The organism is Burkholderia sp. GW821-FHT14F03, from assembly GCF_058803765.1.
The window spans coordinates 1-26,441 of record NZ_JBXAPG010000073.1; the positions used below are offsets into that span (position 1 = coordinate 1).

The 26,441-nt window shown below is 70.1% G+C and carries 22 protein-coding genes and 1 pseudogene; 16 read left to right on the forward strand and 7 right to left on the reverse strand.

The genetic code is table 11. The features are described 5' to 3' along the window. The 3 genes from AC1RQF_RS31140 to AC1RQF_RS31150 form a co-directional block, all read right to left on the reverse strand. Window positions 1–580, reverse strand: a 580-nt coding sequence (locus AC1RQF_RS31140; protein ID WP_492873921.1) for an MFS transporter, incomplete at its 3' end; no start/stop codon positions are given. A gap of 54 nt (window positions 581–634) precedes the next feature. Next, a complete protein-coding gene (locus AC1RQF_RS31145; protein WP_274002295.1) occupies window positions 635–1,921 on the reverse strand; it encodes a D-arabinono-1,4-lactone oxidase in 1,287 nt (428 codons plus the stop codon). 49 nt (window positions 1,922–1,970) lie between these two features. Beyond that, window positions 1,971–3,185, reverse strand: a complete 1,215-nt coding sequence (locus AC1RQF_RS31150) for an amino acid deaminase/aldolase (protein ID WP_492873923.1) — start codon at window positions 3,183–3,185, stop codon at window positions 1,971–1,973. A gap of 290 nt (window positions 3,186–3,475) precedes the next feature. On the opposite strand from AC1RQF_RS31150, the gene plcR reads away from it, so the two are divergent. The 3 genes from plcR (at window position 3,476) to AC1RQF_RS31165 (ending at window position 6,642) form a co-directional block, all read left to right on the forward strand. Beyond that, window positions 3,476–4,177 (forward strand): phospholipase C accessory protein PlcR, encoded by a 702-nt coding sequence (gene plcR, locus AC1RQF_RS31155; protein WP_492873925.1) that lies wholly within the window; start codon window positions 3,476–3,478, stop codon window positions 4,175–4,177. A 64-nt stretch (window positions 4,178–4,241) separates the two neighbouring features. Further along, window positions 4,242–5,618, forward strand: coding sequence for a pectin acetylesterase-family hydrolase (locus AC1RQF_RS31160; RefSeq protein WP_492873927.1), 1,377 nt, complete (start codon window positions 4,242–4,244; stop codon window positions 5,616–5,618). 106 nt (window positions 5,619–5,724) lie between these two features. Continuing rightward, complete coding sequence (locus AC1RQF_RS31165; RefSeq protein WP_274004267.1) at window positions 5,725–6,642, forward strand: 3-hydroxyacyl-CoA dehydrogenase NAD-binding domain-containing protein; 918 nt, start codon at window positions 5,725–5,727, stop codon at window positions 6,640–6,642. A gap of 7 nt (window positions 6,643–6,649) precedes the next feature. Here the strand turns inward: AC1RQF_RS31165 and AC1RQF_RS31170 are convergent, their stop codons facing one another. Beyond that, window positions 6,650–7,447 carry an AraC family transcriptional regulator gene (locus AC1RQF_RS31170; RefSeq protein ID WP_252984452.1) on the reverse strand — a complete coding sequence of 266 codons (798 nt, stop codon included), beginning with the start codon at window positions 7,445–7,447 and terminating at the stop codon, window positions 6,650–6,652. Window positions 7,448–7,571: 124 nt separating this feature from the next. On the opposite strand from AC1RQF_RS31170, the gene AC1RQF_RS31175 reads away from it, so the two are divergent. After that, window positions 7,572–8,516 carry an ATP-binding protein gene (locus AC1RQF_RS31175; RefSeq protein ID WP_492873929.1) on the forward strand — a complete coding sequence of 315 codons (945 nt, stop codon included), beginning with the start codon at window positions 7,572–7,574 and terminating at the stop codon, window positions 8,514–8,516. 489 nt (window positions 8,517–9,005) lie between these two features. Here AC1RQF_RS31175 and AC1RQF_RS31180 read toward each other — a convergent pair whose 3' ends face one another. Then, entirely contained in the window at window positions 9,006–9,275 is a 270-nt protein-coding gene (locus AC1RQF_RS31180; protein ID WP_274002302.1) for a DUF4148 domain-containing protein, read from the reverse strand. Window positions 9,276–9,591: 316 nt separating this feature from the next. Between AC1RQF_RS31180 and AC1RQF_RS31185 the strand changes: the two genes are divergently transcribed. Both AC1RQF_RS31185 and AC1RQF_RS31190 read left to right on the forward strand, forming a co-directional pair. Further along, window positions 9,592–10,263 (forward strand): heavy metal response regulator transcription factor, encoded by a 672-nt coding sequence (locus tag AC1RQF_RS31185; RefSeq protein ID WP_274002303.1) that lies wholly within the window; start codon window positions 9,592–9,594, stop codon window positions 10,261–10,263. Further along, on the forward strand, window positions 10,260–11,654 hold the full coding sequence (locus AC1RQF_RS31190) for a heavy metal sensor histidine kinase (protein ID WP_492873931.1): 1,395 nt from the start codon (window positions 10,260–10,262) through the stop codon (window positions 11,652–11,654). Before AC1RQF_RS31185 ends, AC1RQF_RS31190 begins: the two co-directional genes overlap by 4 nt. 15 nt (window positions 11,655–11,669) lie before the next feature. Here AC1RQF_RS31190 and AC1RQF_RS31195 read toward each other — a convergent pair whose 3' ends face one another. Next, entirely contained in the window at window positions 11,670–12,518 is an 849-nt protein-coding gene (locus tag AC1RQF_RS31195; protein ID WP_492873933.1) for a LysR family transcriptional regulator, read from the reverse strand. Window positions 12,519–12,769: 251 nt separating this feature from the next. On the opposite strand from AC1RQF_RS31195, the gene madL reads away from it, so the two are divergent. From madL to AC1RQF_RS31245, 10 genes are all read left to right on the forward strand, one after another. Next, entirely contained in the window at window positions 12,770–13,165 is a 396-nt protein-coding gene (gene madL / locus AC1RQF_RS31200; protein WP_274002306.1) for a malonate transporter subunit MadL, read from the forward strand. Between the two features lie 11 nt (window positions 13,166–13,176). Continuing rightward, entirely contained in the window at window positions 13,177–13,944 is a 768-nt protein-coding gene (madM, locus tag AC1RQF_RS31205) for a malonate transporter subunit MadM (protein WP_274002308.1), read from the forward strand. A 511-nt stretch (window positions 13,945–14,455) separates the two neighbouring features. Further along, window positions 14,456–16,102 carry a malonate decarboxylase subunit alpha gene (mdcA, locus tag AC1RQF_RS31210; protein WP_274002309.1) on the forward strand — a complete coding sequence of 549 codons (1,647 nt, stop codon included), beginning with the start codon at window positions 14,456–14,458 and terminating at the stop codon, window positions 16,100–16,102. 13 nt (window positions 16,103–16,115) lie between these two features. Beyond that, on the forward strand, window positions 16,116–16,433 hold the full coding sequence (gene mdcC / locus AC1RQF_RS31215; RefSeq protein ID WP_274002311.1) for a malonate decarboxylase acyl carrier protein: 318 nt from the start codon (window positions 16,116–16,118) through the stop codon (window positions 16,431–16,433). After that, window positions 16,430–17,362 carry a biotin-independent malonate decarboxylase subunit beta gene (locus AC1RQF_RS31220; RefSeq protein WP_492873936.1) on the forward strand — a complete coding sequence of 311 codons (933 nt, stop codon included), beginning with the start codon at window positions 16,430–16,432 and terminating at the stop codon, window positions 17,360–17,362. Before mdcC ends, AC1RQF_RS31220 begins: the two co-directional genes overlap by 4 nt. Beyond that, window positions 17,349–18,071: a biotin-independent malonate decarboxylase subunit gamma gene (gene mdcE / locus AC1RQF_RS31225; protein ID WP_274002315.1), complete on the forward strand. Its 723-nt coding sequence runs from the start codon at window positions 17,349–17,351 to the stop codon at window positions 18,069–18,071. The genes AC1RQF_RS31220 and mdcE overlap by 14 nt, the downstream gene beginning before the upstream one ends. Further along, window positions 18,046–18,711: a malonate decarboxylase holo-[acyl-carrier-protein] synthase gene (mdcG, locus tag AC1RQF_RS31230; RefSeq protein WP_492873939.1), complete on the forward strand. Its 666-nt coding sequence runs from the start codon at window positions 18,046–18,048 to the stop codon at window positions 18,709–18,711. The genes mdcE and mdcG overlap by 26 nt, the downstream gene beginning before the upstream one ends. Further along, complete coding sequence (gene mdcB / locus AC1RQF_RS31235; RefSeq protein WP_492873940.1) at window positions 18,708–19,580, forward strand: triphosphoribosyl-dephospho-CoA synthase MdcB; 873 nt, start codon at window positions 18,708–18,710, stop codon at window positions 19,578–19,580. The genes mdcG and mdcB overlap by 4 nt, the downstream gene beginning before the upstream one ends. Continuing rightward, a complete protein-coding gene (gene mdcH / locus AC1RQF_RS31240; RefSeq protein ID WP_492873942.1) occupies window positions 19,577–20,512 on the forward strand; it encodes a malonate decarboxylase subunit epsilon in 936 nt (311 codons plus the stop codon). Before mdcB ends, mdcH begins: the two co-directional genes overlap by 4 nt. A gap of 65 nt (window positions 20,513–20,577) precedes the next feature. Beyond that, on the forward strand, window positions 20,578–21,111 hold the full coding sequence (locus AC1RQF_RS31245; RefSeq protein ID WP_274002320.1) for a phospholipase D-like domain-containing protein: 534 nt from the start codon (window positions 20,578–20,580) through the stop codon (window positions 21,109–21,111). Between the two features lie 119 nt (window positions 21,112–21,230). On the opposite strand, the pseudogene AC1RQF_RS31250 reads toward AC1RQF_RS31245, so the two are convergent. Then, window positions 21,231–26,435, reverse strand: a pseudogene (locus AC1RQF_RS31250) (amino acid adenylation domain-containing protein); the annotation flags it as partial. Window positions 26,436–26,441 lie beyond the last annotated feature (6 nt).

Consider the following 26,441-nt stretch of genomic DNA (forward strand, 5'->3'; position numbering starts at 1 on the left):
CGGGCGCGGCGAGCGCGCCGAGGCCGCGCAGCGCGGGCGCGAGCGCCGCGATCACGCCGGCCAGCAGCACGAACAGCGCACGCGCGCCCCAGCCGGCCGGCAGCGCGGCGATCACGACCAGCAGGCCGCCGTTGAGCGCGCCCGCCAGCAGGTTGATATAGCCCCACACGCGATCGGTCGACACGCGCCGCGACACGCCCGAGGCGACCACCACGAACAGCATGCCCTCGAACAGGCCCGTCAGCGCGCGCGCCGCGCCGAGCCAGGCGAGATCGGGCGCGACGGCGCTCGCCGCCTGCCCGACGACCGCGCCGAGCGCGCCGGCCACGACGAAGCCGCGCGCGGCGCGCGCGATCCAGCGCGGCAGCAGGGCGCAGCTGACGGCGATGCCGAGGATCTCGAGGCCGACGATCTCGGTGGCGAGATCCTCGCCGAGGTGGAAGCGCGCCATCACGGCGGCGACCAGGAACGGCGACAGGATGAGGCCGTTGGTGGCCGCCGCGAAGGCCAGCGCGAGCCGTACGATCGCGGCGGTGGACGGGTCGGGGCGGACGGCGGGAACAGGCGTGACGGCGGACATCGTGGCTCCTCTCGTGGGACGGACGGCAGCGCGATCGAACGTGACGACGCCGGCCTACACGCCGAACAGCGCGCGCAGGTACGGCGTCAGGAACAGGCCATGCGGGTCCATCTGCTCGCGCAGCGCGAGGAAATCGTCCCAGCGCGGATAGCAGGCGGCGAGCGCGCGCGCGTTCAGCGTATGCATCTTGCCCCAGTGCGGGCGGCCGCCGTGATTGAGGCAGATCGCCTGCACCGCATCGAAGTACGCGTCGAACGGCATGCCGCGGTACTGGTGCACCGAGATCCGCACGGTGTCGCGGCCATAGTCGGGGCTGAGCCAGATGTCGTCCGCGCGGACCCAGCGGTATTCGAGCGGAAACATCAGCGGGAAGGTGCGCCGCGCGATCAGCGCGCGGATCTCGCGCAGCGCGTCCGCGCCGCGCTCGGCGGGCAGCGCCCATTCCATCTCGTTGAAGCGCACGCGCCGCTCCGTCGACAGCATCGCGTGGCTCGCGTCGACCCGCCGCCCCGGCGACACGGTCGACGCGCACAGACGGCTCAGCGCCGGGCACAACCCGGGCGCGCGCCGGCCCAGCCCGCACAGCGCGCCGAACACGGTGTTCTCCAGGAACGATTCGGTCGCGCGGCCGGCCCAGTGCGCGGCGTCGGCCGGTTCGTCGGTGAGGTCCCAGGCCTTGGTGAGCACGGTGTCGGTATGCGGAAACCAATAGAACTCGAAGGAGCGGTGGCGCTCGGTGAGCGCGTCGGCCTGCGCGAGGCAATCGTCGAGCCGCATCGCGCCGCGTTCGAGGCGCAGCCGGAACGCGGGCACCACGCGCAGCGCGATCTCGGTCAGCACGCCGAGCACGCCCAGGCCGACGCGGCCGCCCGCGAACAGCGCCGGGTTCTCGTCGGCCGATGCGCGCACTTCCTCGCCGTCGGCGCGCAGCATGGTCAGGCCGTCGATCTGCGTCGACAGGTTGCCGAGCGTGATGCCGGTGCCGTGCGTGGCGGTGCTGGTCGCGCCGGCGAGCGACTGCGCGTTGATGTCGCCGAGGTTCTCCATCGCGAAGCCGCGCTCGGCGAGCGCGGGGCCGAGCGCGAACAGGCGCGTGCCGGCGTGGACCCGCGCGATGCGGCGGGGTTCGTCCAGTGCGATGAGGCCTTGGACGCGGTCGAGCGAGACGATCCGGTCGTCGGTCTGCACGAGCGGGGAGAACGAATGTCCGGCGCCCGCGAGCCGCACCGTTCCGCCGCGCGCGGCCGCGTCCCGCAGCACGGCGGCGAGCGCGGCGCGCGACGCGGGTGTCTCGACGGTTGCCTTCGGACTGCTTACATATCCGGACCAGTTGCGCCACATCGTGGATGACCTCATTGCGTACGGTGGATGGAACGACGTCGGCGCGGCGTCAGAAGAAGCACTTGCCTTCGCCCCGGTAGGTGGGGATTTCGTCGATCACGCGGCCGTCGCGGATCAGCAGCAGCGTGTTGAAGCGCTCGCACAGCTCGCCGGCCTTCGCGTGGCGGAACAGGATCGGGTCGCCGAGCGCCGGCTGGAGATGGGCGGGATGACGCACCGGCGTCTGCACCTCGCCCGCGCCTTCGTTGGCGATCAGCGCGCAGCCGGCGGGCAGCCACGGTCGCGGCAGGCGGCTCGGGCCGCTCGCGCCCGATGCGACATAGCCGCCGCCCGAACAGGTGACGACGCCCGGCTGCGGCACCCGCGTCACCGCGAGTGCGAAACCCGCCGCGGGTTGCGCGCGGAAGCTCGCGTAGTGATCGAACAGCGTCGGCGCGTACAGGCCCGAACCGGCGGCGAGCTCCGTGACGGAGGCGTCGCGGCGGGTGCTCTCGATGCTGCCGGTGCCGCCGCCGTTGACGAAGCGCAGCGCATGGCCGGCGTCGGCGAGCGCGCGCACGACGGCCTCGCGGCGCGCGTTGACCTCACGCGCCGAGCGCCGCTTCAGATGCCGCACCAGTGCATTCTTGAGCGCGCTGCCCGGCGCGTGGTCCGGTATGCCCGCGATCTGACCTTCGTAGCCCATCAGGCCGTCGAGCCGCACGCCGTCGCAGCGCGCGATCGTCTCGGCGAGCGCGACGGCGGCCGATGCGTCGCGGATGGGCGAGCGGTACATGCCGAAGTACAGCCCCGGATACGCGGACGACATGTCGAGGTCGATCGCGAGCGGCATCGACACGCTGGATGCGCGCGCGATCGCGGCGATCCGTTCGACCTGGGCCGCGCTGTCGACCATCAGCGTGATCGCGCGGCCGAGCCGCAGTTGCGCGGCGACCTCGCGCAGCGCGTCGGGATCGCCGTCGGGATAGGCGACCACGAGGTCGTCGAAGCCGTCGGCGGCGAGCCATGCGGCTTCCCGCGCGGAGTAGCAGAGCAGGCCGCGCGCCACCGGGTTGGCGAGCAGCGCGCGCAGCAGCGGCCGCGCGCGCACCGACTTGGTGGCGAGGCGGATCGGCAGGCCGCCCGCGCGGCGCGCGAGGTCGGCGAGGTTCGCTTCGAGATGCGCGAGATCGATGAACGCGGCGGGCAATGCGCGGCCCGCGAGCGCGGCGCGGTAATACGCATAGTCGTGAGGCGCGGCGGGGGGAACGGGAACACGGCTCATTGAACTGGCTCGGCTGAAGGAGGCGTTGCTGCGTGGTCCGATCGGCGATCGGGTATGGCCACGAGCATAGGGGCGCTCAAAAACCGCACCAAGCGCGCAGCGGGTCGTTCGATGGGTCCGATCCGGCCAATCTGGCCGGTCCGCGCGATTCGGGCCGCAGGCGCGCAGCGCCGTCGCGCGGGCGCGGCGGGCGGTTTAGTGACGCGGTTCTAGTCGCCGGTTTTTGACGCCGCGCAAGTTTCGACCTAGAACCTACTCGCAGATCAACGACAACGGGCGAGGGGGCCAACGTGAAACGATCGAGGGCGCTGTGGCGCGGCGTGGGGATAGTGGCGGGCGTGGCCGTCGCGCTTGCCGCATGGCGATACGGGATGCTGTCGCAGGCCGCCACGCGGATCGATGCGCGCAGCGGCGGCGTGACGCTCGCGGCGGCGGCGGGCTCCGCGCCCGCCTGGAACGCGCCCGGCCCCGAGGAGCGGCGGCTCGATCTCGATGCGCTGCGCCGCTCGCTCGCGAGCCGTCCCGACGCGGATGCCGAGGTGGCGCGCATCGTTGCGTTCGCACGGTTTCGCGATCGGGTGGCGGCCTTTGGCAACAGTCGCAACAGCCTGCCCGCCGCCGAGCGCGCCGCGCTCGCGCGGTCGATCCTCGACGAACTGCCCGAGCATGTCGCGCGCAACGAGATCGTGCCGGTGCAGGCCGAGGCGCTGAGCGCCGCGCTGCTCGTCGACACCCAATCCGACACGGCGACGCGCGAGGCGGCGATCCAGTCGATGCGCGCGCAATGGGACGCCTATGCGCAGCAGAGCGTCGGCCCGTCGCCCGCCCAGGACCCGCGCTATGTCGCGTACGCGCAGCAGAGCCGCGACATCATCCAGCAGGTGCGGGCGAGCGTGTCCGATCCGGACCAGCAGCAGCGCGTCATCGGACAGCGGCTGCAGGCGCTGCGCGTGCAGCTGTTCGACTCAGCCGCTTCACCCGGCGCGCACTGAGCGCGCCGCACATTCCCGCCGCATCGCGGCGAATCATCCTGTCGATCAGAACTGGGAGGGGGAGATGTCCGTGTCGAACTATTTGAAACGCTGCTGGATCGCGGGCCTGCTGGGCTGCGCCGCGCTCAACGGCCACGCGGCGGATACGCCGCAGCCCGATCCGTCGATTCCCTATTATTCGTGGTACGAAGTGATCCTGCCGGAAAGCAGCGGCGCGTCGTGCGGCAACGGCACGCCGATGCGCTTCTACATCAATCGCGCGCAGTCGGACAGCCTGCTCTACATGATGGAGCCGGGCGGCGCGTGCTGGGACTACGGCACCTGCACCCAGACCGCGACCGGGCCGGAAGCGGGGCTCGGCGGCTTCAATCCGGACGGGATCCCGCACAACTACATGAACGGCACGACGAGCCAGAGCATCAAGTCGTCGTTCCTGTCGCCGCTGCTGACGCGCATGGACGCCGCCCACATCCTGGTCGGCGAGCCGAAGGTCGAGACCCAGGACTGGACCCAGGTGTTCGTGCCGTATTGCACGGGCGACATCCACATGGGCAGCGCCGTGCACAGCTACACCTCGCCGAGCGGCGACTGGCGGGTGCAGCACTACAGCGGGCTCAGGAACATCCAGGCGGTCGCCGACTGGCTCGTCGCGCACGGCTTCGGGCAGCCCGCGCGGCTGCTCGTGTACGGGATGAGCGCGGGCGGCTACGGCACGCTCGGCAACTACGCGGCGCTGCGCACCACGCTGCAGCCGCGCGTGCACAGTTCGCTGCTCGACGACGCCGGCACGGTGTTCAACACGCCCTTCGACGCCGACATGGCCGCGCATCCGTCGGTGGGCCTCTACGATCGCGCGCGCAGCGAGTGGGGCATGCTCGCGCCGGACGGCATGATCGCGGTGAATCAGCGGCTGGCCCGCAACTTCGATCCCGGCAACATGGGCAGCGCGTATTACGCACTCTCGATCACCTTCCCGCACGACCGCTTCGGCTTCTCGACCTACCAGCGCGACAAGATCATCGCCGCCTACACCTATCGCGCGTTCGTGCCCGCCGTGATCGCGGCGCCCGACGACGCGAGCAAGGACGCGCTGTCGCTGGCGATGTTCGCGCAGGAGCTGGACGGTCTCAAGCAGACGCTGAATCCGCTGCCGAACTTCGGCTACTTCATGCCCTGGTCGCGCAACGACTTCATCGACAACCACCAGGTGACGGCGGTCAGCTTCACGGGATCGGGCATCCACGAGCGCGGCATCGACGCCGACATCGGCACCTTCGTCGCCGATCTGCTCAACCAGCAGGATCCGGCCGACGTGCCGGTGATGCAGGCGTTCCGCACCCAGCAGTGGTCGGATTTCACGTTCTCGACGTTCCTCGCGTGGATCGACAGCGTGCTCAACCTGACGGGCGAAGCGGGGCCGATCTCCGGCCACCACGCGTAAGCGCGGGCGCGGGCAGCGGCGCGGCGGTGGGCCGCGCGCCGCGCCGCGCGGTTCGATGCGACAATCGTCGCGATACATCGAACCAGGAGACATCGCAGTGAGCCACATCGACATCCGACGCATCGCCGTGGTCGGCGCGGGCGTGATCGGCGCCAGCTGGGCCGCGTTCTATCTTCAGCAAGGCTTCGACGTGGTCGTGACCGACCCCGCGCCCGATGCGCGCGAGCGGCTCGACCGCAGCCTGCGCGAGGTGCTCGGCGAGCGTCACGCGACGCTGGCCGCGCAGCTGCGCTTCGACGCCGACCTCGCGAGCGCGCTGGTCGACGTCGACTTCGTGCAGGAGAACGGCCCCGAGCGGCTCGATCTCAAGCGCGAGCTGTATGCGCGCATGGATGCGCTGCTGCCGGCGCGGGTGCTGATCGCGTCGAGTTCGTCGGGGCTCAAGATGTCGGAGATCCAGACCGCGTGCGCGCATCATCCGGAACGCTGCCTGATCGGCCATCCGTTCAATCCGCCGCACCTGATCCCGCTCGTCGAGCTGGTCGGCGGCGCGGCCACCTCGCCCGCGACGCTCGACGCCGCGCGGCAGTTCTACGACGGGCTCGGCAAGGTCACGATCGTGCTCAACAAGGAGATGACGGGCCACGTGGCGAACCGGCTCGCGGCCGCGTTGTTCCGCGAGGTCTATCACCTCGTCGGCGAAGGCGTGGTGAGCATCGAGGACGCCGACCGCGCGGTGTCGTGGGGGCCGGGGCTGCGCTGGGGGCTGATGGGGCAGGGCCTGACCTATCACCTCGGCGGCGGCGAAGGCGGGATCGCGCATTTCCTCGACCACCTGTCCGGCCCGATGACGACCTGGTGGAACGACCTCGGCGCGCCGTCGTTCGATCCGGCGGTCGATCGTCAGCTGATCGACGGGCTGCGCGCGATCCAGGGCGAGCGCAGCATGCAGGCGCTCGGCGCGGAACGCGACCGCCTGCTGGTCGAACTGATCGAGGCGCGCCGCGGCAGCTTCCTGCCGTGAGCGGCAATCAGTCGTAGAACGCCGAGGGCACCACGCCGAAGTGGCGCTTGAACATCGCGGTGAACGCGCTCTGGCTCGTGTAGCCGTGGTCGAGCGCGACGCTCAGGATCTTCTCGCCGTGCGCGAGCCGCTTGAGCGCCAGCAGGAGCCGCGCCTGCTGGCGCCAGCGTCCGAAGGTCAGCCCGGTCTCGCGGCTGAACCAGCGGTACAGGGTCTTCTCCGAGACGCCGAGCTGGGCCGCCCACGCGCCGATCGTGCGATGGTCGTCGGGCGCCGCGAGGATCGTGTCGCATACCGCCTGCAGGCGTGCGTCGTTCGGCCAGGGCAGGTAGAGCGGCAGGCGCGGCACCGCGTTGAGTTCCGCGAGGATCAGCTGCATGAGGTGGTCGTCGCGCGAACCCGCCGCGTAGTCGAGCGGCACGTCGATCGCCGCGACGATCAACTCGCGCAGGAGCGGCGGCACGTCGACCACGCCGGTGCGCGCGCGCAGCCCGGCCGCCACCGCGGGTTCGACGAACACGGTGCGCATCTTCACGTCGCCGCTCATCTGCACCGCATGGTCCAGCTCGGGTTCGAGCCAGACCCCGCGCGTGGGCGGCACCACCCATGCGCCGGTCGGCGAGGTGATCTGCATCACGCCCTCGATCGCATAGAGCAGCTGCGCGCGGCGGTGCCGGTGGGTTTCGATATGGGTGCCGTTCGGATAGAACGCGGCCATCGCCGCGACCGGCATCGGCGTGTTCTCGTAGGGCAGGTGGTCGACAGCCGGCGAAACGGCTGACCGATTTGCGGCAAGAGTCGACATATTGGCGAAAGACGGGCGAGGGGGAGAACGCGCACGATGTCGGATTCCTGCACACCGAGCGACAAATGAACGCATCGTATGTTTTTTTGAGCATTTTAGCCATTGATCGCGTAGAGCGTGCCGCATGACGGCGCCCGAGAACCTCGATCTTCTGAGCCCGACCCTCGATCCGGACCTCGCGCATCTGGCCGTCGGCCTGTTCAGCCGGCTCGACCGGCTCGCCGCGCTGCTTGAAGCGGACGCGGGCGCGGTGCGCGCGGCGAGCGTCGACTGGCACGGCGCGCATGCGTTCCGCTGGGTGCCGGATCGGCGCACGCGCGGCGACGCGGGGCGGCTGGTACCGGTACCGGCGCCCGCGCTGATCAGTTTCGACGCGCTCGCGAACATCGAGCGGCAGGTCGCGCTCGTGAGGCAGAACACGCGCCAGTTCGTGCTCGGCCATCCCGCCAACAACGTGCTGCTGACCGGCGCGCGCGGCACCGGCAAGTCCTCGCTCGTGAAGGCCTGCCTGCATGCGTTCGCGGCCCGGGGGCTGCGCCTCGTCGAGGTCGGCAAGGATGGGCTCGATGCGCTGCCGATGCTGTTCGAGCTGCTGCGCGGCCGGCCCGAGCGCTTCATCGTGTCGTGCGACGACTTGTCGTTCGAGGCGGGCGAGACCGGCTACAAGGCGCTCAAGACCGTGCTCGACGGCTCGATCGCGGGCGGCGCGCCGAACGTGCTGATCTATGCGACCTCGAATCGGCGTCATCTGGTGCCGGAACAGGCGTCGGACAACGCCGCGCATACGCTCGACGAGCACGGCGAACTGCATCCGGGCGACGCGGTCGAGGAGCGCATCTCGTTGTCGGAGCGTTTCGGGCTGTGGGTGACGTTCTACGGCTTCTCGCAGGACGAATATCTGCGCGTGGTGGACGCCCGGCTGCACGCGCAGGGCTATGCGGAGCCCGAGCGCGAGGCGGCCCGCCAGCCGGCCCTGCAATGGGCGCTGCAGCGCGGCGCGCGGTCGGGCCGGATCGCAGTGCAGTTCGTGCAGGACTACGTGGGGCGGCGCGCGAGCGACGCCGCCTGAGCGTCAGTCTCGCGGTGTTGCGCGCTCGGCGCGCACGCTGCTGGCGCCTGTTGTTTGTAGTGCGATCCACTCAGCATCATGCGCGCCGGCCGCGCGGGCTGTGGCCGATGGGCCTGCGCCTGCTGCTACGTCCGCGCCCGATTCGACGCGGCGAGGCACTCAACGCTGCGGGCCGGGTACTGCATGCTCAGTGCGATCCACTCAGCGTCATGCGCGCCGGCCGCGCGGGCTGTGGCCGACGGGCCTGCGCCTGCTGCTACGTCCGCGCCCGATTCGACGCGGCGAGGCGCTCGGCGCTGCGCGCCGGGTACTGCATGCTCAGTGCGACCTTCCTCAGCGTCATGCGCGCCGGCCGCGCGTGCTACTGCCTACGGGGGCCTGCGCCTGCTGCTACGCCTGCCCCGGATGCGACGCGGCGAAACACTCGGCGTCGCGCGCTCGGAACGCCATGCTCAGTGCGGCCGGCCGACCCGGCGAGCGCCATGCGCGCTACTGCTGGCTGGTCTGCGCCTGCGCCTGCTGCTGTTGCGCCCACACGGGATTCGACGCGGCGAAGCGGGCGCGGTTGATGTCGATGGTCGTCTGGCTCGGCGGGTAGTCGCCGTCGGTGGTCGGGATCGTGCCGTCGCGATACGCCTGGATCAGCTCGGCGCGCACGTCGGCGCGCGTCTTGCCCGGCTGCATGTCGGATTGCTGGGCGAGTACCGGCGCGGCGGCGCAGGTCAGGACGAGAAGGAGGGTAAGGCGCGAGTGGTTCATGAGGGGCTCCTGGTGGCGGTCCGGATGCGGGGAGAACAGGCGCGGCACGCAGCCGACGCCTCGTGCCGCTTATTCTGGCGAGCAGGGGCTGGGCGCACGCTGACCGGATCATGGCGATTTGGTCAGGATCGCGGCGGGCGGCCCGGGCGAGACGGAAAAACAACGTGAGCGCTGCGTCGCGGGCCGCGAGCCGGCCGCGGATCGCGGCGGCGCGGCGCGAACATGACAAAATTGTCATTCATGCGCCATCTCCGTCAGCGGCGCGACCCTTTACCCTTGCCGGGCTCACCACACGCGGGCCGCCGCGCTCCCTGCCATGCGAATCCTGATCATCGAAGACGAACAGAAAATGTCCGCCTACCTGCGCAAGGGGCTGACCGAGGCGAGCTTCGCCGTCGACACGGCGGCCGACGGCCGCGAAGGCCTGTTTCTCGCGCTGCATGAGGACTTCGACCTCGTCGTGCTCGACCTGATGCTGCCGGAACTGAGCGGCTTCGAGGTGCTGCGCCGTCTGCGTGCGCAGAAGCAGACGCCGGTGCTGCTGCTCACCGCGCGCGATGCGGTCGAGGACAAGGTCGAGGGGTTCGAACTGGGTGCCGACGACTATCTCGCGAAGCCGTTCGCCTACGCGGAGTTCCTCGCGCGGGTGCGCTCGCTGCTGCGCCGCTCGCCGCGCGTCGCGCGCGACCGGCTGACGATCGCCGACCTGGAGGTCGACCTGATCCGACGGCGCGTGCAGCGCGGCGCGACGCGCATCGACCTGACCGCGCAGGAATTCGCGCTGCTGCAGTTCTTCGTCGAGCGGCAAGGCGAGGTGCTGACGCGCACGCTGATCACCTCCTGCGTGTGGGACATGAATTTCGACAGCGACACCAATGTCGTCGACGTCGCGGTCAAGCGGCTGCGCGCGAAGCTCGACGCGCCGTTCGAGCGCAAGCTGCTGCATACCATCCGCGGCATGGGCTACGTGCTCGAGGATCGCACGTGAGCCGCGCGGACGGCCGCTACTCGCTGCTGGTCCGGCTCAGCATCGCGTTCGCCGTGCCCGCGTTCGTCGTGTTCGCGGCGATGGGGGCGTTCCTGTACGACTCGCTGTCGACCGAACTGCGGCGGCGCGACGACGTGGAGATCGAGAGCAAGCTGCTGCAGTTCGTGCAGCTCGCGCAGGACGCGGGCTCGATCGAGGCGATCCGCGGCAGCCAGCAGATGTTCCGCGACGTGCTGATGCTGCATCCGGGCGTCTATCTGTCGGTCTGCGATGCGCGCGACGACGCGCTCGTCACCGATATCGGCCCGCGCCTGCCGATCGCGCAGCTGATGCGCGCCGCGCACCGCGACGCGCAGCCGTTCCAGTGCGAACCGGGCGAGGTCGGCGATGCGCGCTGCATCGCGGGCCGCGCGCAGCTGGCGTCCGGCGAGACGGTGCAGGTGGCCGTGGTGCGCGCGGCGAAGGAGCGTCACGCGCTGCTCGCCAGCTACTACAAGACGATCTTCGCGGCGGCCGGGCTCGGCGCATTGTTCGTCGGCCTGCTCGGTCACCTGGTGGTGCGGCGCGCGATGCGGCCGGTCGAGGGCCTCGGTCGGCAGATCGCCCGCATCGAGGCGCACCGGCTCGACGAGCGGCTCGACCTGCGCGACGGCCCGCACGAGCTGCACGAGATCGCGACCGCGGTGAACCGCATGCTGGACCGGCTCGAACGCGCGTTCTCGCGGCTGTCGCGGTTCTCGGCGGAACTCGCGCACGACATGCGCACGCCGCTCGCGAACATGATCAACGCATCGCAGGTCACGCTCGGCCGGCGGCGTTCGGCCGACGAATACGAGGCCCTGATCGGCTCCAATCTCGAGGAGTGCGAGCGTCTCCAGCGGATGACCGAGAACATGCTGTTCCTGGCGCGCACCGACAACGCGACGCAGGCCCTGCATGCCGTGGCGCTCGACGCGGGCGCGGAATTGCGGCGCTTCGCCGCGTATTTTCACGACATGGCGGACGAGGGCGGGCTCGCGATCGTCGCGCAGGGCGAGGCGCCGTTGCACGCCGATCCGCTGCTGTTCCGGCGCGCGCTCAACAACCTGGTCGCGAACGCGCTCCAGCACGCGGCGCCCGGCAGCACGATCGAGCTGCGCGCATTCGCGCGCGGAGCCGGCGTCGACATCTCGGTGGCGAATACGGGCGCGACGATCGCGCCCGAGCATCGCGACAAGATCTTCGAGCGCTTCTACCGCGTCGATGCCTCGCGCCACGGCGCGGCGCAGAACGCGGGACTCGGGCTCGCGATCGTCGCGTCGATCATGACGCTGCATCGCGGCGGCGTCGCGGTGCAAAGCGCCGACGGCCGCACCGTGTTCACGCTGCATTTCCCGCACGCCGCCGCGTGACGGCGGCGCGGGGATTCACAGCCCGGCCGCGGCGGCGACGAGCGTCGCTTCGAGCGCGAGGGTCGAGCGCGCCGCGCCCGCGAGGTGCTCGATCACGTATTCGAGGTCGCCGAGCGCGGGCAGCCCGGCGTCGAGGCGCGCGAGCCCGTCGGGAATCACGTAGCCCGCGAACGCGCTGACGCCGAGCCCCGCGCTCGCCGCCGCGCGCAGGACCGCCACGCTGCTGCTGACGATCGCGATCCGGTACGGCCGCCCGATCGCATCGAGGGTTTCCAGCACGCGGCGGCGCGACACGCTCGGCTCGGGGTGCAGCGCGAGCGGCAGCACCGCCTCGCGGCCGCTCAACGGCGACGCCGCGCCCGCGCACCAGTACAGCGGCTCGGTGCGGATCACCCGGCCGCGGCGGCTGCCCGCCACGCGCTTCGCGAACACCAGATCGTGGCGGCCCTCGTCGAGGGCGTCGAACAGGTCGCCCGACAGGCCGGTCGCGATCGCCAGCTCGACTTCCGGATTGCGCTGCACGAAGCTCGCGAGCGCGGCCGTGAGGTGCGAGGACGCGAAATCCTCCGACATCCCGAGCCGCACCTTGCCCGACAGCGGCGGCCCGCAGACCGAGGTGATCGCCTCGTCCATCAGGTCGAGGATGCGCGCCGCATAGTGGTGCAGGGCCTCGCCCGCGGGCGCGAGCCGGACATTGCGGGTGTCGCGCTCGAACAGCGGCCGGTCGAGCAGCTCTTCCAGCCGGCGGATGTGCTGGCTGACGGTCGATTGCGACAGGTTCACGCGCTCGGACGCGGCGGTGAAACTGCCGGTCCGGGCGACGGCGACGAAGCTGCGCAGCAGCTCGGGCGGTAACGGACGCATTGCTAAACCCACTGAATCGGTTTCCACAACTTCATAAATGGCCGGATGCGGCGGCGCTAGTATCGCTTCACGCACTACGGCCGCCCGCGACGGGACGGACCGCGGGCGCGGGGCCGCGCGGCGCGCCGGCCGCCAGCAGGCAGTCTACGGCATCCGGGCGCAGACCCGCATCCCGACGACCCGCCGGCGGTCCGGCCCCGCGCGCGCCGGCCAGGCTGACAACAAGCCGACATGGAGACAGGAGACGACCGATGATCATCTACGGAACCGCATTGCTTGCGTTTTGCCATCTCGCCGGGCTGTTCCTCGGCGACCTGCTGGGCGTCGCGCTCGGCGTGAAGACCAACGTCGGCGGGGTCGGCATCGCGATGCTGCTGCTGATCGTGCTGCGCATCGCGCTGCACCGCCGGGGCTGGCTGCCGAAGGAAACCGAGGCGGGCGTCGGGTTCTGGGGCGCGATGTACATCCCGGTCGTCGTCGCGATGGCCGCGAACCAGAACGTCGTCGCCGCGCTGAAGGGCGGCCCCGTCGCGCTCCTCGCCGCGCTCGGCGCGGTCGCGATCTGCGCATGCTGCATCGCGGTACTCGCGCGCACCGGCCGCGACGACACGGCGTTCGACGCCGCACCGTCCGCCGGCGAACAGTGAAGGAGGCCGCCATGTTGCAGATGCTCGAAAAAGTCGTCGCCCAGAACGGGCTCGTCGCGTCGTTCGCGCTCGTCGGCCTGATCATGTGGCTGTCGTCGATCGCGTCGCGCAAGCTCACCTTCGGCCGCGTGCACGGCTCCGCGATCGCGATCCTGGCCGGCCTCGCGCTCGCCTATGCCGGCGGCGCGCTCACCGGCGGCCAGAAGGGCATCGCCGACGTGCGGCTGTTCGCCGGCGTCGGGCTGATGGGCGGCGCGATGCTGCGCGACTTCGCGATCGTCGCGACCGCGTTCGAGGTGCAGCCGGCCGAGGCGCGCAAGGCCGGCCTCGTCGGCGTGCTCGCGCTGCTGCTCGGCACGGTGCTGCCGTTCATCGTCGGCGCGTGCATCGCGCGCGCGTTCGGCTATACCGACGCGGTCAGCATGACGACCATCGGCGCGGGCGCGGTCACCTACATCGTCGGGCCGGTCACGGGCGCGGCGATCGGCGCGGGGTCCGACGTGATCGCGCTCAGCATCGCGACGGGGCTCGTGAAGGCGATCATCGTCATGGTCGGCACGCCGCTCGCGGCCGGCTTCATGGGCCTCAGGACGCCGCGCTCCGCGATGATCTTCGGCGGGCTGGCCGGCACCGTGAGCGGCGTGAGCGCGGGGCTCGCCGCGACCGATCGGCGGCTCGTGCCGTATGGGGCGCTGGTCGCGACCTTCCATACCGGGGTAGGCTGCCTGCTCGGGCCGTCGCTGTTGTTCTTCGCGACGCGGGCGCTGGTCGGCGGGTAGGCGTTGAGTCGGGGCGGTCGAGCGGGCAGCGGGTCGAGGCGGCTGCCCACTCAGGTTATTTGGGCGGATCGCCCGCGTCGGCCGGGCCGTGTGGGCGCGGGTGCCCGATTGGTCCGTCGCCCATGTTCTTCGCGACGCGCGTTGGTCGGCCGTAGGCGTCGGTTCGAGGCAGTCACGCGGGCAGGCTGCTCGTGACGGCTGCCTGCGCAGGTCATTTGCGCGGTTCATCCGCGTCGGCCGGGCCGTGCGCAGGCTACGGCGCGTAGCCGGTGATTCAGGGCAGTCGTGCAAACAGGCCGGCCCGTGGCGGGCTTCATGAGCGGATCATCCAAGCGGATCATGCACATCGGCCAGTTCGCGCGGATTGTCCACGCCGCCGCCCCGCGCGAGCGCGTCGGCGCGCCCCGGCCACACCCATCGCGGCCGCCTCTGAGTCGCATTCGGCAACGTCATCAATCGGCGGCGTCGCCCGGCTTAGAATGCCGCAGGACCATCGAAGCGGGAGAACGGTATGACAGGATGGAATCACGCGCGGCAGGCGCGCGATGCACGCCTCGCCGCGGGCGCGCCGCTCGCGCAGGGCAAGCGGGTCGCGGCGCGCGATGCGGTCGCGCTGCTCGAAGCCGTGCTTCGGCCGGGCGACCGCGTCTGCCTGGAGGGCGACAACCAGAAGCAGGCGGACCTGCTCGCGAGCGCGCTCGCGGACGTCGACAGCGCGACGATCCACGACCTGCACATGGTGCAGTCCGGCATCGTGCTGCCCGAGCATCTCGACGTGTTCGAGCGCGGGATCGCGTCGCGGCTCGACTACGCGTACTCGGGGCCGCAGTCGCAGCGGATCGCGAAGCTGCTGTTCGGCGGCAAGATCCGGCTCGGCGCGGTGCATACCTATCTCGAACTGTTCGCGCGCTACTTCATCGACCTGACGCCGCAGGTCGCGCTGATCGCCGCCGTCAGCGCGGACCGCGACGGCAACCTGTACACGGGGCCCAACACCGAGGACACCCCGACCGTCGTCGAGGCCACCGCGTTCAAGGACGGCATCGTGATCGCGCAGGTCGACCGGATCGTCGAGCGCGTGCCGCGCGTCGACATCCCGGGGGATCGCGTGCACTTCGTCGTCGAGGCGGGGCGGCCGTTCTACGTCGAACCGCTGTTCACGCGCGATCCCGCGGCGATCACCGAGACCCAGATCCTGACCGCGATGCTCGCGCTCAAGGGGATCTACGCGCCGTACGGCGTGCGCCGGCTCAATCACGGCATCGGCTTCAACACCGCCGCGATCGAGCTGCTGCTGCCCACCTACGGCGAACGGCTCGGGCTCAAGGGCAAGGTCGGCACTCACTGGGCGCTGAACCCGCATCCGACGCTGATCCCGGCGATCGAATCGGGCTGGGTCGAGCGGATCCACTGCTTCGGCTCGGAGGTCGGCATGGACGACTACATCCGCGCGCGCTCCGACATCTATTTCACCGGGGCCGACGGCTCGCTGCGCTCGAATCGCGCGTTCTGCCAGACGGCGGGGCTGTATGCGTGCGACATGTTCATCGGCTCGACGCTGCAGATCGATCTCGCGGGCCATTCGTCGACCGTCACGACCGAGCGCATCGCCGGGTTCGGCGGCGCGCCGAACATGGGCAGCGACGCGCGCGGCCGCCGCCATCCGAGCGAGCCCTGGCTCAAGGCGGGCGAGGAGGCCGATCCCGCCACGCCCGCCGCGTTGCGGCGCGGCCGCAAGCTCGTCGTGCAGATCGGCGAGACCTTCGGCGACAAGAACGTGCCGATGTTCGTCGAGCAGCTCGACGCGCTGCGCCTCGCCGACAAGCTCGATCTCGGCCTCGCGCCGATCATGGTCTACGGCGACGACGTCACCCACATCGTGACCGAGGAAGGGATCGCCAACCTGCTGCTGTGCCGCGACGCGGACGAGCGCGAGCAGGCGATCCGCGGCGTCGCGGGCTATACCGAGATCGGCCGCGGCCGCGACCGCCGGCTCGTCGAGCGGCTGCGCGAGCGCGGCGTGATCCGCCGGCCGGAAGACCTCGACATCGATCCGCTCGACGCCGATCGCCGCCTGCTCGCTGCGCGCTCGATCAAGGATCTCGTGCACTGGTCCGGCGGTCTCTATGCGCCGCCGTCACGGTTCCGCAACTGGTAAGGAGACGATTGCGATGGAACAGCTCAATTACCGCTTCACCGCGCGAGACCGCGCGCGAGGCGATGGGGCGTCGGCGCTCGTCGGCGTCGTCGCGTCCGGCAACCTCGAAGTGCTGGTCGAGCGCGTACTGCCCGACACCGAATGCGAGATCGACATCCAGACCGCGGCGGTCGGCTTCGGCGCGGTGTGGGAGGCCGTGGTCGCCGATTTCGTCGAGCGGCGCTCGCCGGGCGGGCTGCGGCTGTCGGTCAACGACGGCGGCGCGCGGCCCGACATGGTGTCGCTGCGGCTCGCGCAGGCGGTGCGCGCACTCGAAGGGGGCGCGTCATGAGCCTGGGCACGAACCGCGCCGTCGCGCCGGCGGCGGGCGCCAGCTGGTATGAGGCCTCGGCGCGGCAGCGGCTCGACGGCCTGCTCGACGCCGGCTCGTTCGTCGAGTTCATCGGCCCGGCCGAGCGCTGCATGAGCCCGCATCTGCCGCTGTTCGACCTGCCCCGGCAGTTCGACGACGGCATGATCGTCGGGCGCGGCGCGTTGGCCGGGCAGGCCGTGCTGGTCGCCGCGCAGGAAGGGCGCTTCATGGGCGGCGCGTTCGGCGAGGTGCACGGCGCGAAGCTGACCGGGCTGCTGCGCGCGGCGCGCGAACTGCGCACGCTGCCGGTGCTGATCCTGTTCGATACGGGGGGCGTGCGCCTGCAGGAGGCCAACGCGGGCGAGATGGCGATCGCCGAGATCATGCGCGCGCTGCTCGATGCGCGCGCGGACGGGGTGCCGGTGATCGGCCTCGTCGGCGGGCGCGCCGGCTGCTACGGCGGCGGTGGGCTGCTGGCCGCGTGCTGCGGCGCGCTGGCGGTGTCCGAGCAGGGCCGCATCGGCGTCTCCGGGCCGGAGGTGATCGAGACCAATCGGGGCGTCGACGAATTCGACGCGAAGGACCGCGCGCTGATCTGGCGGACCATGGGCGGCAAGCATCGGCGGCTGACCGGGGCGGCGGCGCGTTTCGTCGACGATACGGTCGACAGCTTTCGCGAAGCGGCGCAGGCGCTGCTCGGGGCGGCGCAGGCGCTCGATCTCGGCGCGCTCGAGGCCGAACAGGCGCGGCTCGCGGCGCGGTTCGCGCGGTTCGGCGCGTGCGCGGACGCGCTCGACCTCTGGCGCGCGCTCGGCGCGCCGGATCCGGCGGCGATTCCCGCGCTGCCTTATGGCGACTTCGTCGCGTTGACCGAAGCTCTGGAGGAGGCGCGCGATGACGCTCGATGAGGTGTTGGGTTCGATGTTCCCGGCCGGGCACGAGGTGCGCGAGCAGGATGGTTTGCTCGACGGGCGCGGCCGCTTGCCGGGCGGGCCGGTCGAGGTGATCGGCGTGGCCGGGCGGCGCGCACTCGGCGCCGACGACGCGCTGCGGCTGGCCGCGCAGGTGCTGGCGCTGATCCGGCAAGGCGGCGATGCGCCGCTCGTCGTGCTGATCGACAGCGACAGCCAGCGCATGAGCAAGCGCGACGAGCTGCTCGGCCTGAACGAATGCCTCGCGCATCTCGCGAAGTGCGTGATGCAGGCGGACCGGGCCGGGCATCGGACGCTCGGCCTGTTGTACGGGCATACGGCGGCGGGCGCGTTCATCGCGACCGCGCTCGCGACCCGCGCGCTCGTCGCGTTGCCGGGCGCGGAGCCGGCGGTGATGGATCTGCCGTCGATGTCGCGGGTCACGAAGCTGCCGCTCGACGTGCTGCAACAGATGGCGCGCACGACCGCCGTGTTCGCGCCCGGCCTCGACAATCTCGCGAAGATGGGCGCGGTCGATGCGGTGCTCGATCCGGCGCGCTCGCTGGGCGAACAGATCGGTGCGTGGCTCGCGCAGCCGTCCGACCGGGTCGACCGGCGCGACCAGGCGGGCCTCGCGCGCGGCGGCCGGCCGCTGGCCGCCGAGGTCGCGCGGCGGGTGTATGAACGCGCGCTCGCCACGCGCTGACGCGCGCCCGGTGCGGCACGCGCTGGCGCGCATCGCGCCGGACGCGTGGCCGGCGCTCGTCGCCGCGCATGGGCTCGGCGACGTGCCGCTCGTATGCGCGTGGGCCGCGCGCGGCTGGCCGCTGATCGTGCGGCGGCCCGCGCCGGGCGAAACGGGCATCGCGCTCGGCCTGCCGCTGCCGCCGTCGGCGGGCAAGCGTCGCATCGCGCTGAGCGTGCCGCCGGAGCGGATTGCCGCGTATGCGTCGCTGCCCGGGCTCGATGAGGCGGCGGGCCGGGCGCCGGCCGCGTGGCGCGCATGCCTGGGCGACGTGAGCGCGCTTGCGGCGCGGCATCGGGTGTCGTGCCGCGTGTTCGGCGCGCTCGCGTGGCAGACGCTGACCGGCCTCGCGTACCTGCATGCCGGCTCCGATCTCGACCTGTTGTTCGACGTGCCGGCCGACACTCGCGCGCTCGACGCATTGCTCGACGGGCTGGCGACGCTGGCGGAACAAGCGCCGATGCGCATCGACGGCGAACTGGTGCGCGACGACGGCGCGGGCGTGAACTGGCGCGAATTGCACGCGGGCGGCGAGGTGGCGATGAAGACGGCAACCGACGTCGTGCTGTGCGCGCCCGGCGCGTTCCTGGCGGGGCGATGAGCGCGCCGGCCCGGGTGTGCGCGCGGTCTCCGAGCGAGCGGGAGGCGGCCGCCGATCGGTTCGCGGCGCTGGCCGAACGCAGCCTGGTGCTCGAGGTCGACACGTGGCCGAAACCGGGGCTCGTCAGCCATGTCGACGCGGGCAGCCATGCGGATATGGACGCCGGCACGTTTCGCCGCAGCGCGGCTGCGTTGCGGCCGTTCTTCGCGGCGCTGGCGCGCGCGGGCGCCGCCGGCGCGGGCATGACGACGCTGCGCGCGCTGGGGCTGCGGGCCGAACAGGCGATGCTCGCCGCGACGGGCGGCGTGAACACGCATCGCGGCGCGATCTTCGGGCTCGGGCTATTGTGCGCGGCGGCGGGGTGGCGCGCGGCCGCGCCGGACGAGCGGAGGGCGACGCTGGGCGTCGTCGTGGTGCGCCGCTGGGGCGCGGAGATCCTGGGCGGACCGCGGCCGTGCGACAGCCACGGCGAACAGGCGGTCCGGCGGTATGGCGTCGGTGGCGCGCGCAGGCAGGCTGCCGACGGATTCCCGGAGGTGTACGGGATCGGCGTGCCCGCGCTTGCCGAAGGCGCGCGCGTCGCGCCCGGCGATGCCGAGGCGGCGCGCGTGCAGGCGTGTTTCGCGCTGATCGCGGCGCTGGACGATACGAATCTGCTGCATCGGGGCGGCGTGGCCGGCCTGCGATTCGCGCAGCGCGCGGCGCGGGATTTTCTTGCGCACGGCGGCGTGGGCGCGCATGACTGGCGTGCGCGGGCGGCGGCGCTGCACCGCGCGTTTGTCGCGCGGCGCTTGAGTCCGGGCGGCGCGGCGGATCTGCTGGCGATGAGCGTGTTCGTCGCGGCGCTCGACACGGAGGGCGACGCATGACGATTGCGATTCTGTGCTCCGGGCAGGGCGGGCAGCACGATGCGATGTTCGCGCTCACGGGAGCGTTGCCCGAGGCGGCGGGCCTGTTCGAACAGGCCGCGGGCCTGCTCGGTGCGGACCCGCGCGAGTGGGTGCGCGTGACGAGGCCCGATGCGTGGCGGGAGAACCGGGCGGCTCAGGTGTTGTGCACGGTGCATGCGCTGGCCGCGATGACGCGGCTCGAGGCGTGGCTGCCGCGGCGGCGCTGCGTGGCCGGCTATAGCGTCGGCGAGGTGGCCGCGTGGTGCGCGGCGGGCTGCATCGAGGCGACGGCCGCGCTCGATCTCGTCGCGCGGCGCGCGGACGCGATGGATGCCGCCAGCGGCGACGACGAGGGCATGCTGTTCGTGCGCGGGCTGGCGCGGCCTGTGCTCGCGGCACTGTGCGCGGGGCGCGACGCGGCGCTTGCAATCGCGAATCCGGGCGATGCGTGCGTGCTGGCGGGTGCGCGCGCCGCGCTCGCGATGATTGCGGAAGACGCGCGGCGCGCGGGCGCGGTGCGGATCACGCCCGTCGACGTGAGGGTGGCGTCGCATACGAAGCGGCTGGCGGGCGCGGTGCCGGTGTTTCGTGCCGCGCTGGCCGCGGTGCCGGCGGTGCGGCGCCCCGCGTCCGGGGTGAGGCTGTTCAGCGGAATCGACGGCGCGCCGGTGCTCGATCCGGCTGATGGGCTCGACAAGCTCGCGCGCCAGCTGGCCGAACCGGTCGAATGGGCCGCGTGCCTCGACGCATGCGTCGAGGCGGGGGCGCGGGCTTTCCTGGAACTGGGGCCGGGCCGCGCGCTGGCGGAGATGGCGTCCGGTGCGTATCCGGCGTTGCCCGCCCGCAGTCTCGCGGATTTCCGGTCGTGGGACGGCGTGAATGCGTGGCTCGGGCGGATCGGCCCGGCGTGATGCGCGCGGCGTGACGCCGCGATGGTGCTTGCAAGTGACGCGGGCGTCGTTACAATGGCCGACCCATGAAATATCCCGCCTGTTTCCGCTGTCTGGGGCTCGCGCTTGTCGTCGCGTGGCCCGTTTCTGCTTATGCTGCCTGTCCTCCTTCGCGCATCGACGCGATCGGCGCGTACTTCGCTTCCACCCATGACGATGCCGGCTTGTCGCTCGCCCTGATCGAGCAGGCGCGCGAGCGCGTGCTGGTGGCCGGATATCCGGCGCTGCCACCCGCGCTCGCGCGTGCGCTGGCGGACGCGCGGCGGCGCGGCGTCGACGTCCATGTCGTGCTCGACCGGTCGCGCGCGCCGTGGCGATACAGCGGCGCGACGGCACTGGCGCTTGCAGGCGTCGACGTTGCCGCGTTGCGTGCGCGCATGCCGGCGGCCGGCCGTTTTGTCGTCGCCGACGACGCGGTCGCGCTGGGTGCGGCCGGGTATCGGGCGACGGAAGATGGTCACGAGACGGGCGGCTTCAATCTGTTCCGCCACGCGCCGGAACTGGCCCGCGCGTATGCCGGGGAGTTCTGGCGTCTGCGGAGCGAGTCCGCGCGGCATTGAACGACGGGATCAGCGGTCTGCCGGGCCGGTGGGGCCGGCGGACCTGATCCGGCCCGGCCCGTCCGCCGCAGCGGCGGGGTTGGCCGGGTTGCCGCCGCTGGCTGCGCGGCTTCAGCGCGTCATCCCGTGTTCCGTCCGAACAACGCATCGTCGATGCAGCGGCCAAGCGTCACCGCATGCGGTTCGCGCATCATCGACTGGTGATCGCCCGGAACGATCGTGCGTCTCAAGCGCGCGGCCGCGATGTCGGCATCCCAACCGCGCCAATGATCGAGCGGTCGGTCATCGACCCGCGCCAGTTCCGCATGCTGCTCAGCCGAGAACAGATGCACCGGGAAGCTCGCCGCGCCGCTCCTTGCGTCGTAGTCGATCATCGCCTGGGTGTGGGTGATTTCACGGTCGATGAAGCGGAAGATCTCGTCATCCGACAGGCCCTGGAAGTATCCGGGCAGGAGCGCGTATTCGTGGCAGGCGGCGAGCAGCGCGTCGAATGCGAGCGTGGGCAGGCGTGCGTCGAGTGCGTCGAGGTGTTCGCGCTGTGCGCGGATCTGCTGCGCTTGGGCGTCGGTTACGCCTTGTGTATCGACAAGCATTGCCAGTATGCCGAGGACTTCCCGGACGCGCGCGATCAGCATCGCGCTGTGCCGTGCGGGGTCGGCCAGGCGCGGCGCCCAGGTGGGGATGAGCAAAGTTGGCGTGTAGGTGTCCAGCAGTCCGACGAACCCGACCGTATGGCCGCGCGTCGCAAGCTCGCTGGCCAGTGCGTGAGCGAGCGTGCCGCCGAGCGACCAGCCCGCGACACGGTATGGGCCCTGCGGCTGGACCGTCGTGACGAGATTGGCCAGGCGCACGGCGAGTTCCGCGAAGGTGCCGGGCGTCGTGTCGGACAGCGGGTTCGCCAGCAGGCCGTAGACCGGAACGCGTGCATCGATGTACTGCGCGAGTCGCGAGAAGTAGGTGTCGACGCCGCTGCTTTCGTGGACGAGGAACAATGGGCGCTCGGTACCGTGCGGTCGTACCGCGACGACGCCCTCCGGCAATGCACCCGCGGTGAGCGGCTGCAGCGTCGCGGCGAAAGCGGCCAGGGTCGGCTGGGCGAACAGGCGGTGCACTTCCGTATGGTAGCCGCGTTTCCGCGCGCGTTCGACCAGCTTGACGGCGAGGAGCGAGTGGCCGCCGAGGGCGAAGAAGCTGTCGTGGCGGCTGACGCGTTCGATGCCGAGCAGTTCGCTCCAGATAGCGGCGAGGGTTGTTTCCACTTCACCCGATGGTGCTGCGTAATCCTGTCGGACGAAGGCATCCTGATCGGGGGCAGGGAGTGCCTTGCGATCGAGCTTGCCGTTGGGGGTGAGCGGGAAGGCGTCGAGACGCACGAATGCGGCGGGCACCATGTAGTCGGGCAGACGTGCGGCCAGATAGGTTTTCAGTTGGCTGGCGACGGACGGATCTGTGTTTTCGTCGGGCGTATCTTCCCCGCTGAAGGCGGCAGCTTCCGCGACGACGTAAGCGACCAGTCGCAAGTCGCTGTCCTGACCCAGTGCCAGAACGGCGGCTTCGCGGATCTCCGGATGTTCGGCAAGCCGTGATTCGATTTCACCGAGTTCGATGCGGAAGCCACGGATCTTGACCTGATGGTCGTTACGGCCGAGGAATTCGAGGTTGCCGTCGGGCAGATAGCGTGCGAGGTCGCCGGTTTTATAAAGACGAGCGCCGGGCCGATTGCTGAACGGATCGTCGATGAAGCGTTCGCTGGTAAGGTCCGGTCGGTTCAGATAACCGCGTGCGACACCGGCCCCACCGACATACAGTTCACCAGCGACACCGAGCGGGACGGGGCGAAGGTGAGCATCGAGCAGGTACGCGGTGGCGTTGTGAATCGGCCGGCCGATATGCGGGACCTCGGCATCGACGGGTAACACGCCAGAGGTTGCCACGACGGTGGTTTCGGTCGGGCCGTAGTTGTTGACCAGCGTGAGGCCGTCAGGCAATGCGTTAACGCCACCCGGGAAACGTTCACCGCCGATGAGCAGGTAACGCAGATTGGACGGTAACTGCTTGCGGTCGATCGCCATGACGGCGAGCGAGGTGACGAGGAAGGAGACGTCGAGTTGCTGCTGCTGCCACCAGTCGAGCAGGGCAATCGGATCGCGAGCGGCATGCACCGGAGGCAGGACGAGGGTGCCGCCGGAGAGGAGGCTGGGCCAGAGTTCCCAGGTGGTGGCGTCGAACGCCACGCCGGCCGTCATGGCCGAAGTCGATCCGGACCGAAGCGCGAAGGCATCGATATGCCAGTGACAGAGGTTGACCAGATTGTGATGTTCGACCATCACGCCCTTGGGCACACCGGTGGACCCCGAGGTATAGATCACATAGGCCAGATTCCGATCGTTCAACCCATCGACCACCGGGTTATGAACCGGGTAGTCAATCAGTGGGTTGAGATGCGCGCTGGATGCGTCGAGCGAAGACATGATCGGATCGATGACCGTCCGTTTGGCGAGGGCATGAGCGCCGATCGTGTTCCGTCCGGTTTCGTCGGCGAGAACGATGCCAGGGTTGGCGTCATCGAGAATGTGCGCGAGCCGTTCGGCCGGGTAAGCCGGATCGAGCGGGAGATAGGCACCACCGGCCTTGAGAATGGCGAGTACTCCGATAATCATGGCCGGCGTGCGCTCGACACAAACGGCAACCGGCGTATCCAAACCTGCCCCAAGCGCGATCAGATGATGCGCGATTCGGTTGGCACGGGCATTCAACTCGCCATAGCTGAGCGTGGTGTCTCCGAATCGCACGGCGACAGCCGATGGCATCTGTTCGGCGCGCTCCTCCACCAATCGATGCGTACAGATTTGGGTGGGATAGTCGCGTCGCGTCTGGTTCCATGTTTCGAGCAGTTGGGTGCGCTCGCGGTTTCCGAGAATCTCGATCTGGGCGGTCGGCGTTGCCTTCTCAAGAACAAACGCATTGAGCATGGCGATGAAATAGCCGGCATGACGTTCGATCGTGATCTGATCGAAGAGCGCGGTAGCGTAGTTGATGACACCGACGATCTGGCCATCGACCTCGCTCAAATTGAGTTCGAGGTCGAACTTGACGATCTGATGTTCGACCGGAACCGGCGTGGAGGCGATGCCGGGCAACTGCCAGTTGCCGACCTCATTGTTCTGCCAGGAGAACATGACCTGGAAGAGCGGGGTGTGATCGAGGTGCCTTGGCGGTTGGACGATTTCAACGACTTGCTCGAAAGGCAGATCCTGATGTTGCTGGGCATCGAGCGCGACGCGGCGGACGCGCTGGACGAGTTCGGCGGGCGAAGGCAGGCCGTCGAGATCGATGCGCAGCGCGAGGGTGTTGACGAAGAAGCCGACGAGCGGTTCGATCTCGGCGCGCCCGCGATTGGCGGAAGGTGAGCCGATGACGATGTCGGCCTGTCCGGAGAGGCGTGAGAGGACAGCGCTCCACGCGGCAAGGACAGTCATGAAGAGCGTGGCCTGCTGCTGTTGCGAGAACTGCCGCAGCGCACGGGTGAGTTCGGCATTGATATGCAGGGGAACGGTCGCGCCGGCATAGGACTGCTGGGGTGGGCGGGGCCGGTCGGTGGGGAGTTCGACGCGAACAGGCGCGCCGGCGAGGTTGCTGCGCCAGAACTCGCTTTGCTCGGCAAGCCGTTCGCCGGCGAGCCATTGACGCTGCCATGCGGCGTAGTCGGGGTACTGGATGACGAGGGCGGGCAGGTCGGCGGGTCGGTTCTCGACAGCGGCGGCGTAGAGCGCGCTGAGCTCACCAAGCAGAATGCCAAAGGACCAGCCGTCGGAGACGATGTGGTGCTGGGTGAGCAGGAACTGATGATGATGCGCGTTGAAGCGGATCAGGCGGGCGTGGATAAGCGGACCGTGTTCGAGGTCGAACGGGGTTTGAGCTTCCTCGTGTTGCAGGTGGAGGGCCTGTTCTTCGACATTGTCTCCGGACAAGACGTGCTGGCGAAGCGGCACACCTGACCCCGCGGGGAGCAGTTGGACCTGTGGTTGCCCGTCGACGGAGACGAATACGGAACGCAAGGCTTCATGCCGGTCGAAGAGTGCGTTAAGCGCGTCATGCCATGCATGCGTATCGAGTTCGCCATGAAGATCGATGGCGAAGGGGATGTTGTAGGCGTGGCTGCCCGGATCGAGTTGAGCGAGGAACCAGAGACGCTGCTGGGCGAAGGAGAGCGGCAGAGGCTGATCGCGGGACACCGATTCGATGGTGGGCAAATCGAGGGGTGCGGTGTGAAGCTGTTGAGAAACGACGTCGGCGAATGCGGCGAGAGAAGGTGCGGCGAAGAGCGAAGCGAGCGGCAGGTTTGCGCCGATCGCGGCGACGCGGCTCATGAGACGGACGGCGAGGAGCGAGTGGCCGCCGAGGGCGAAGAAGCTGTCGTGGCGGCTGACGCGTTCGATGCCGAGCAGTTCGCTCCAGATGCCGGCGATAGTCGTTTCCACTTCACCCGATGGTGCCTCGTAATCCTGTCGGACGAAGGCATCCTGATCAGGAGCGGGGAGCGCCTTGCGATCGAGCTTGCCATTAGGGGTGAGCGGGAAGGCATCGAGCCGAACGAAGGCAGCCGGCACCATGTAGTCGGGCAGCCGTTCGGCTAGATAGGTGTGCAACTGGTCGATGATGGTCCGATCGGACGCATCTTCCCCATCGGCACGGCCATCGACGGTTTCACCAGACACATCTTTCCCATCGAATGCGGCAGCATTCGCGACAACATAAGCGACCAGTCGCAAGTCGCTGTCCTGACCCAGTGCCAGAACGGCGGCTTCGCGGATCTCCGGATGCTCGGCAAGCCGTGATTCGATTTCGCCGAGTTCGATGCGGAAGCCACGGATCTTGACCTGATGGTCGTTACGGCCGAGGAATTCGAGGTTGCCGTCGGGGAGGTAGCGTGCGAGATCGCCGGTTTTGTAGAGACGAGCGCCGGGCTGGTTGCTGAACGGATCGTCGATGAAGCGTTCGCTGGTAAGGTCCGGTCGGTTCAGATAACCGCGTGCGACACCGGCTCCACCGACATAGAGTTCACCGACAACGCCGAGCGGGACGGGACGCAAATGCGCATCGAGCAGGTACGCGGTGGCGTTGTGAATCGGTCGGCCGATATGCGGGACCTCGGCATCGATGGGCAACACGCCAGAGGTTGCCACGACGGTGGTTTCAGTCGGGCCATAGTTGTTGACCAGCGTGAGGCCGTCGGGCAGTGCATTAACGCCACCCGGGAAACGTTCACCGCCGATGAGCAGATAGCGGAGATTGGGCGGTAACTGCTTGCGGTCGATCGCCATGACGGC

Excerpts from the sequence above, each read along its gene's own strand:
- AC1RQF_RS31145 (WP_274002295.1), bottom strand. The coding sequence starts at position 1,921 with ATGTGGCGCAACTGGTCCGGATATGTAAGCAGTCCGAAGGCAACCGTC.
- AC1RQF_RS31150 (WP_492873923.1), bottom strand. The coding sequence starts at position 3,185 with ATGAGCCGTGTTCCCGTTCCCCCCGCCGCGCCTCACGACTATGCGTAT.
- AC1RQF_RS31160 (WP_492873927.1), top strand. The coding sequence starts at position 4,242 with ATGTCCGTGTCGAACTATTTGAAACGCTGCTGGATCGCGGGCCTGCTG.
- AC1RQF_RS31170 (WP_252984452.1), bottom strand. The coding sequence starts at position 7,447 with ATGTCGACTCTTGCCGCAAATCGGTCAGCCGTTTCGCCGGCTGTCGAC.
- AC1RQF_RS31175 (WP_492873929.1), top strand. The coding sequence starts at position 7,572 with ATGACGGCGCCCGAGAACCTCGATCTTCTGAGCCCGACCCTCGATCCG.
- AC1RQF_RS31180 (WP_274002302.1), bottom strand. The coding sequence starts at position 9,275 with ATGAACCACTCGCGCCTTACCCTCCTTCTCGTCCTGACCTGCGCCGCC.
- AC1RQF_RS31185 (WP_274002303.1), top strand. The coding sequence starts at position 9,592 with ATGCGAATCCTGATCATCGAAGACGAACAGAAAATGTCCGCCTACCTG.
- AC1RQF_RS31195 (WP_492873933.1), bottom strand. The coding sequence starts at position 12,518 with ATGCGTCCGTTACCGCCCGAGCTGCTGCGCAGCTTCGTCGCCGTCGCC.
- madL (WP_274002306.1), top strand. The coding sequence starts at position 12,770 with ATGATCATCTACGGAACCGCATTGCTTGCGTTTTGCCATCTCGCCGGG.
- madM (WP_274002308.1), top strand. The coding sequence starts at position 13,177 with ATGTTGCAGATGCTCGAAAAAGTCGTCGCCCAGAACGGGCTCGTCGCG.
- mdcA (WP_274002309.1), top strand. The coding sequence starts at position 14,456 with ATGACAGGATGGAATCACGCGCGGCAGGCGCGCGATGCACGCCTCGCC.
- mdcC (WP_274002311.1), top strand. The coding sequence starts at position 16,116 with ATGGAACAGCTCAATTACCGCTTCACCGCGCGAGACCGCGCGCGAGGC.
- AC1RQF_RS31220 (WP_492873936.1), top strand. The coding sequence starts at position 16,430 with ATGAGCCTGGGCACGAACCGCGCCGTCGCGCCGGCGGCGGGCGCCAGC.
- mdcE (WP_274002315.1), top strand. The coding sequence starts at position 17,349 with ATGACGCTCGATGAGGTGTTGGGTTCGATGTTCCCGGCCGGGCACGAG.
- mdcG (WP_492873939.1), top strand. The coding sequence starts at position 18,046 with ATGAACGCGCGCTCGCCACGCGCTGACGCGCGCCCGGTGCGGCACGCG.
- mdcB (WP_492873940.1), top strand. The coding sequence starts at position 18,708 with ATGAGCGCGCCGGCCCGGGTGTGCGCGCGGTCTCCGAGCGAGCGGGAG.
- mdcH (WP_492873942.1), top strand. The coding sequence starts at position 19,577 with ATGACGATTGCGATTCTGTGCTCCGGGCAGGGCGGGCAGCACGATGCG.
- AC1RQF_RS31245 (WP_274002320.1), top strand. The coding sequence starts at position 20,578 with ATGAAATATCCCGCCTGTTTCCGCTGTCTGGGGCTCGCGCTTGTCGTC.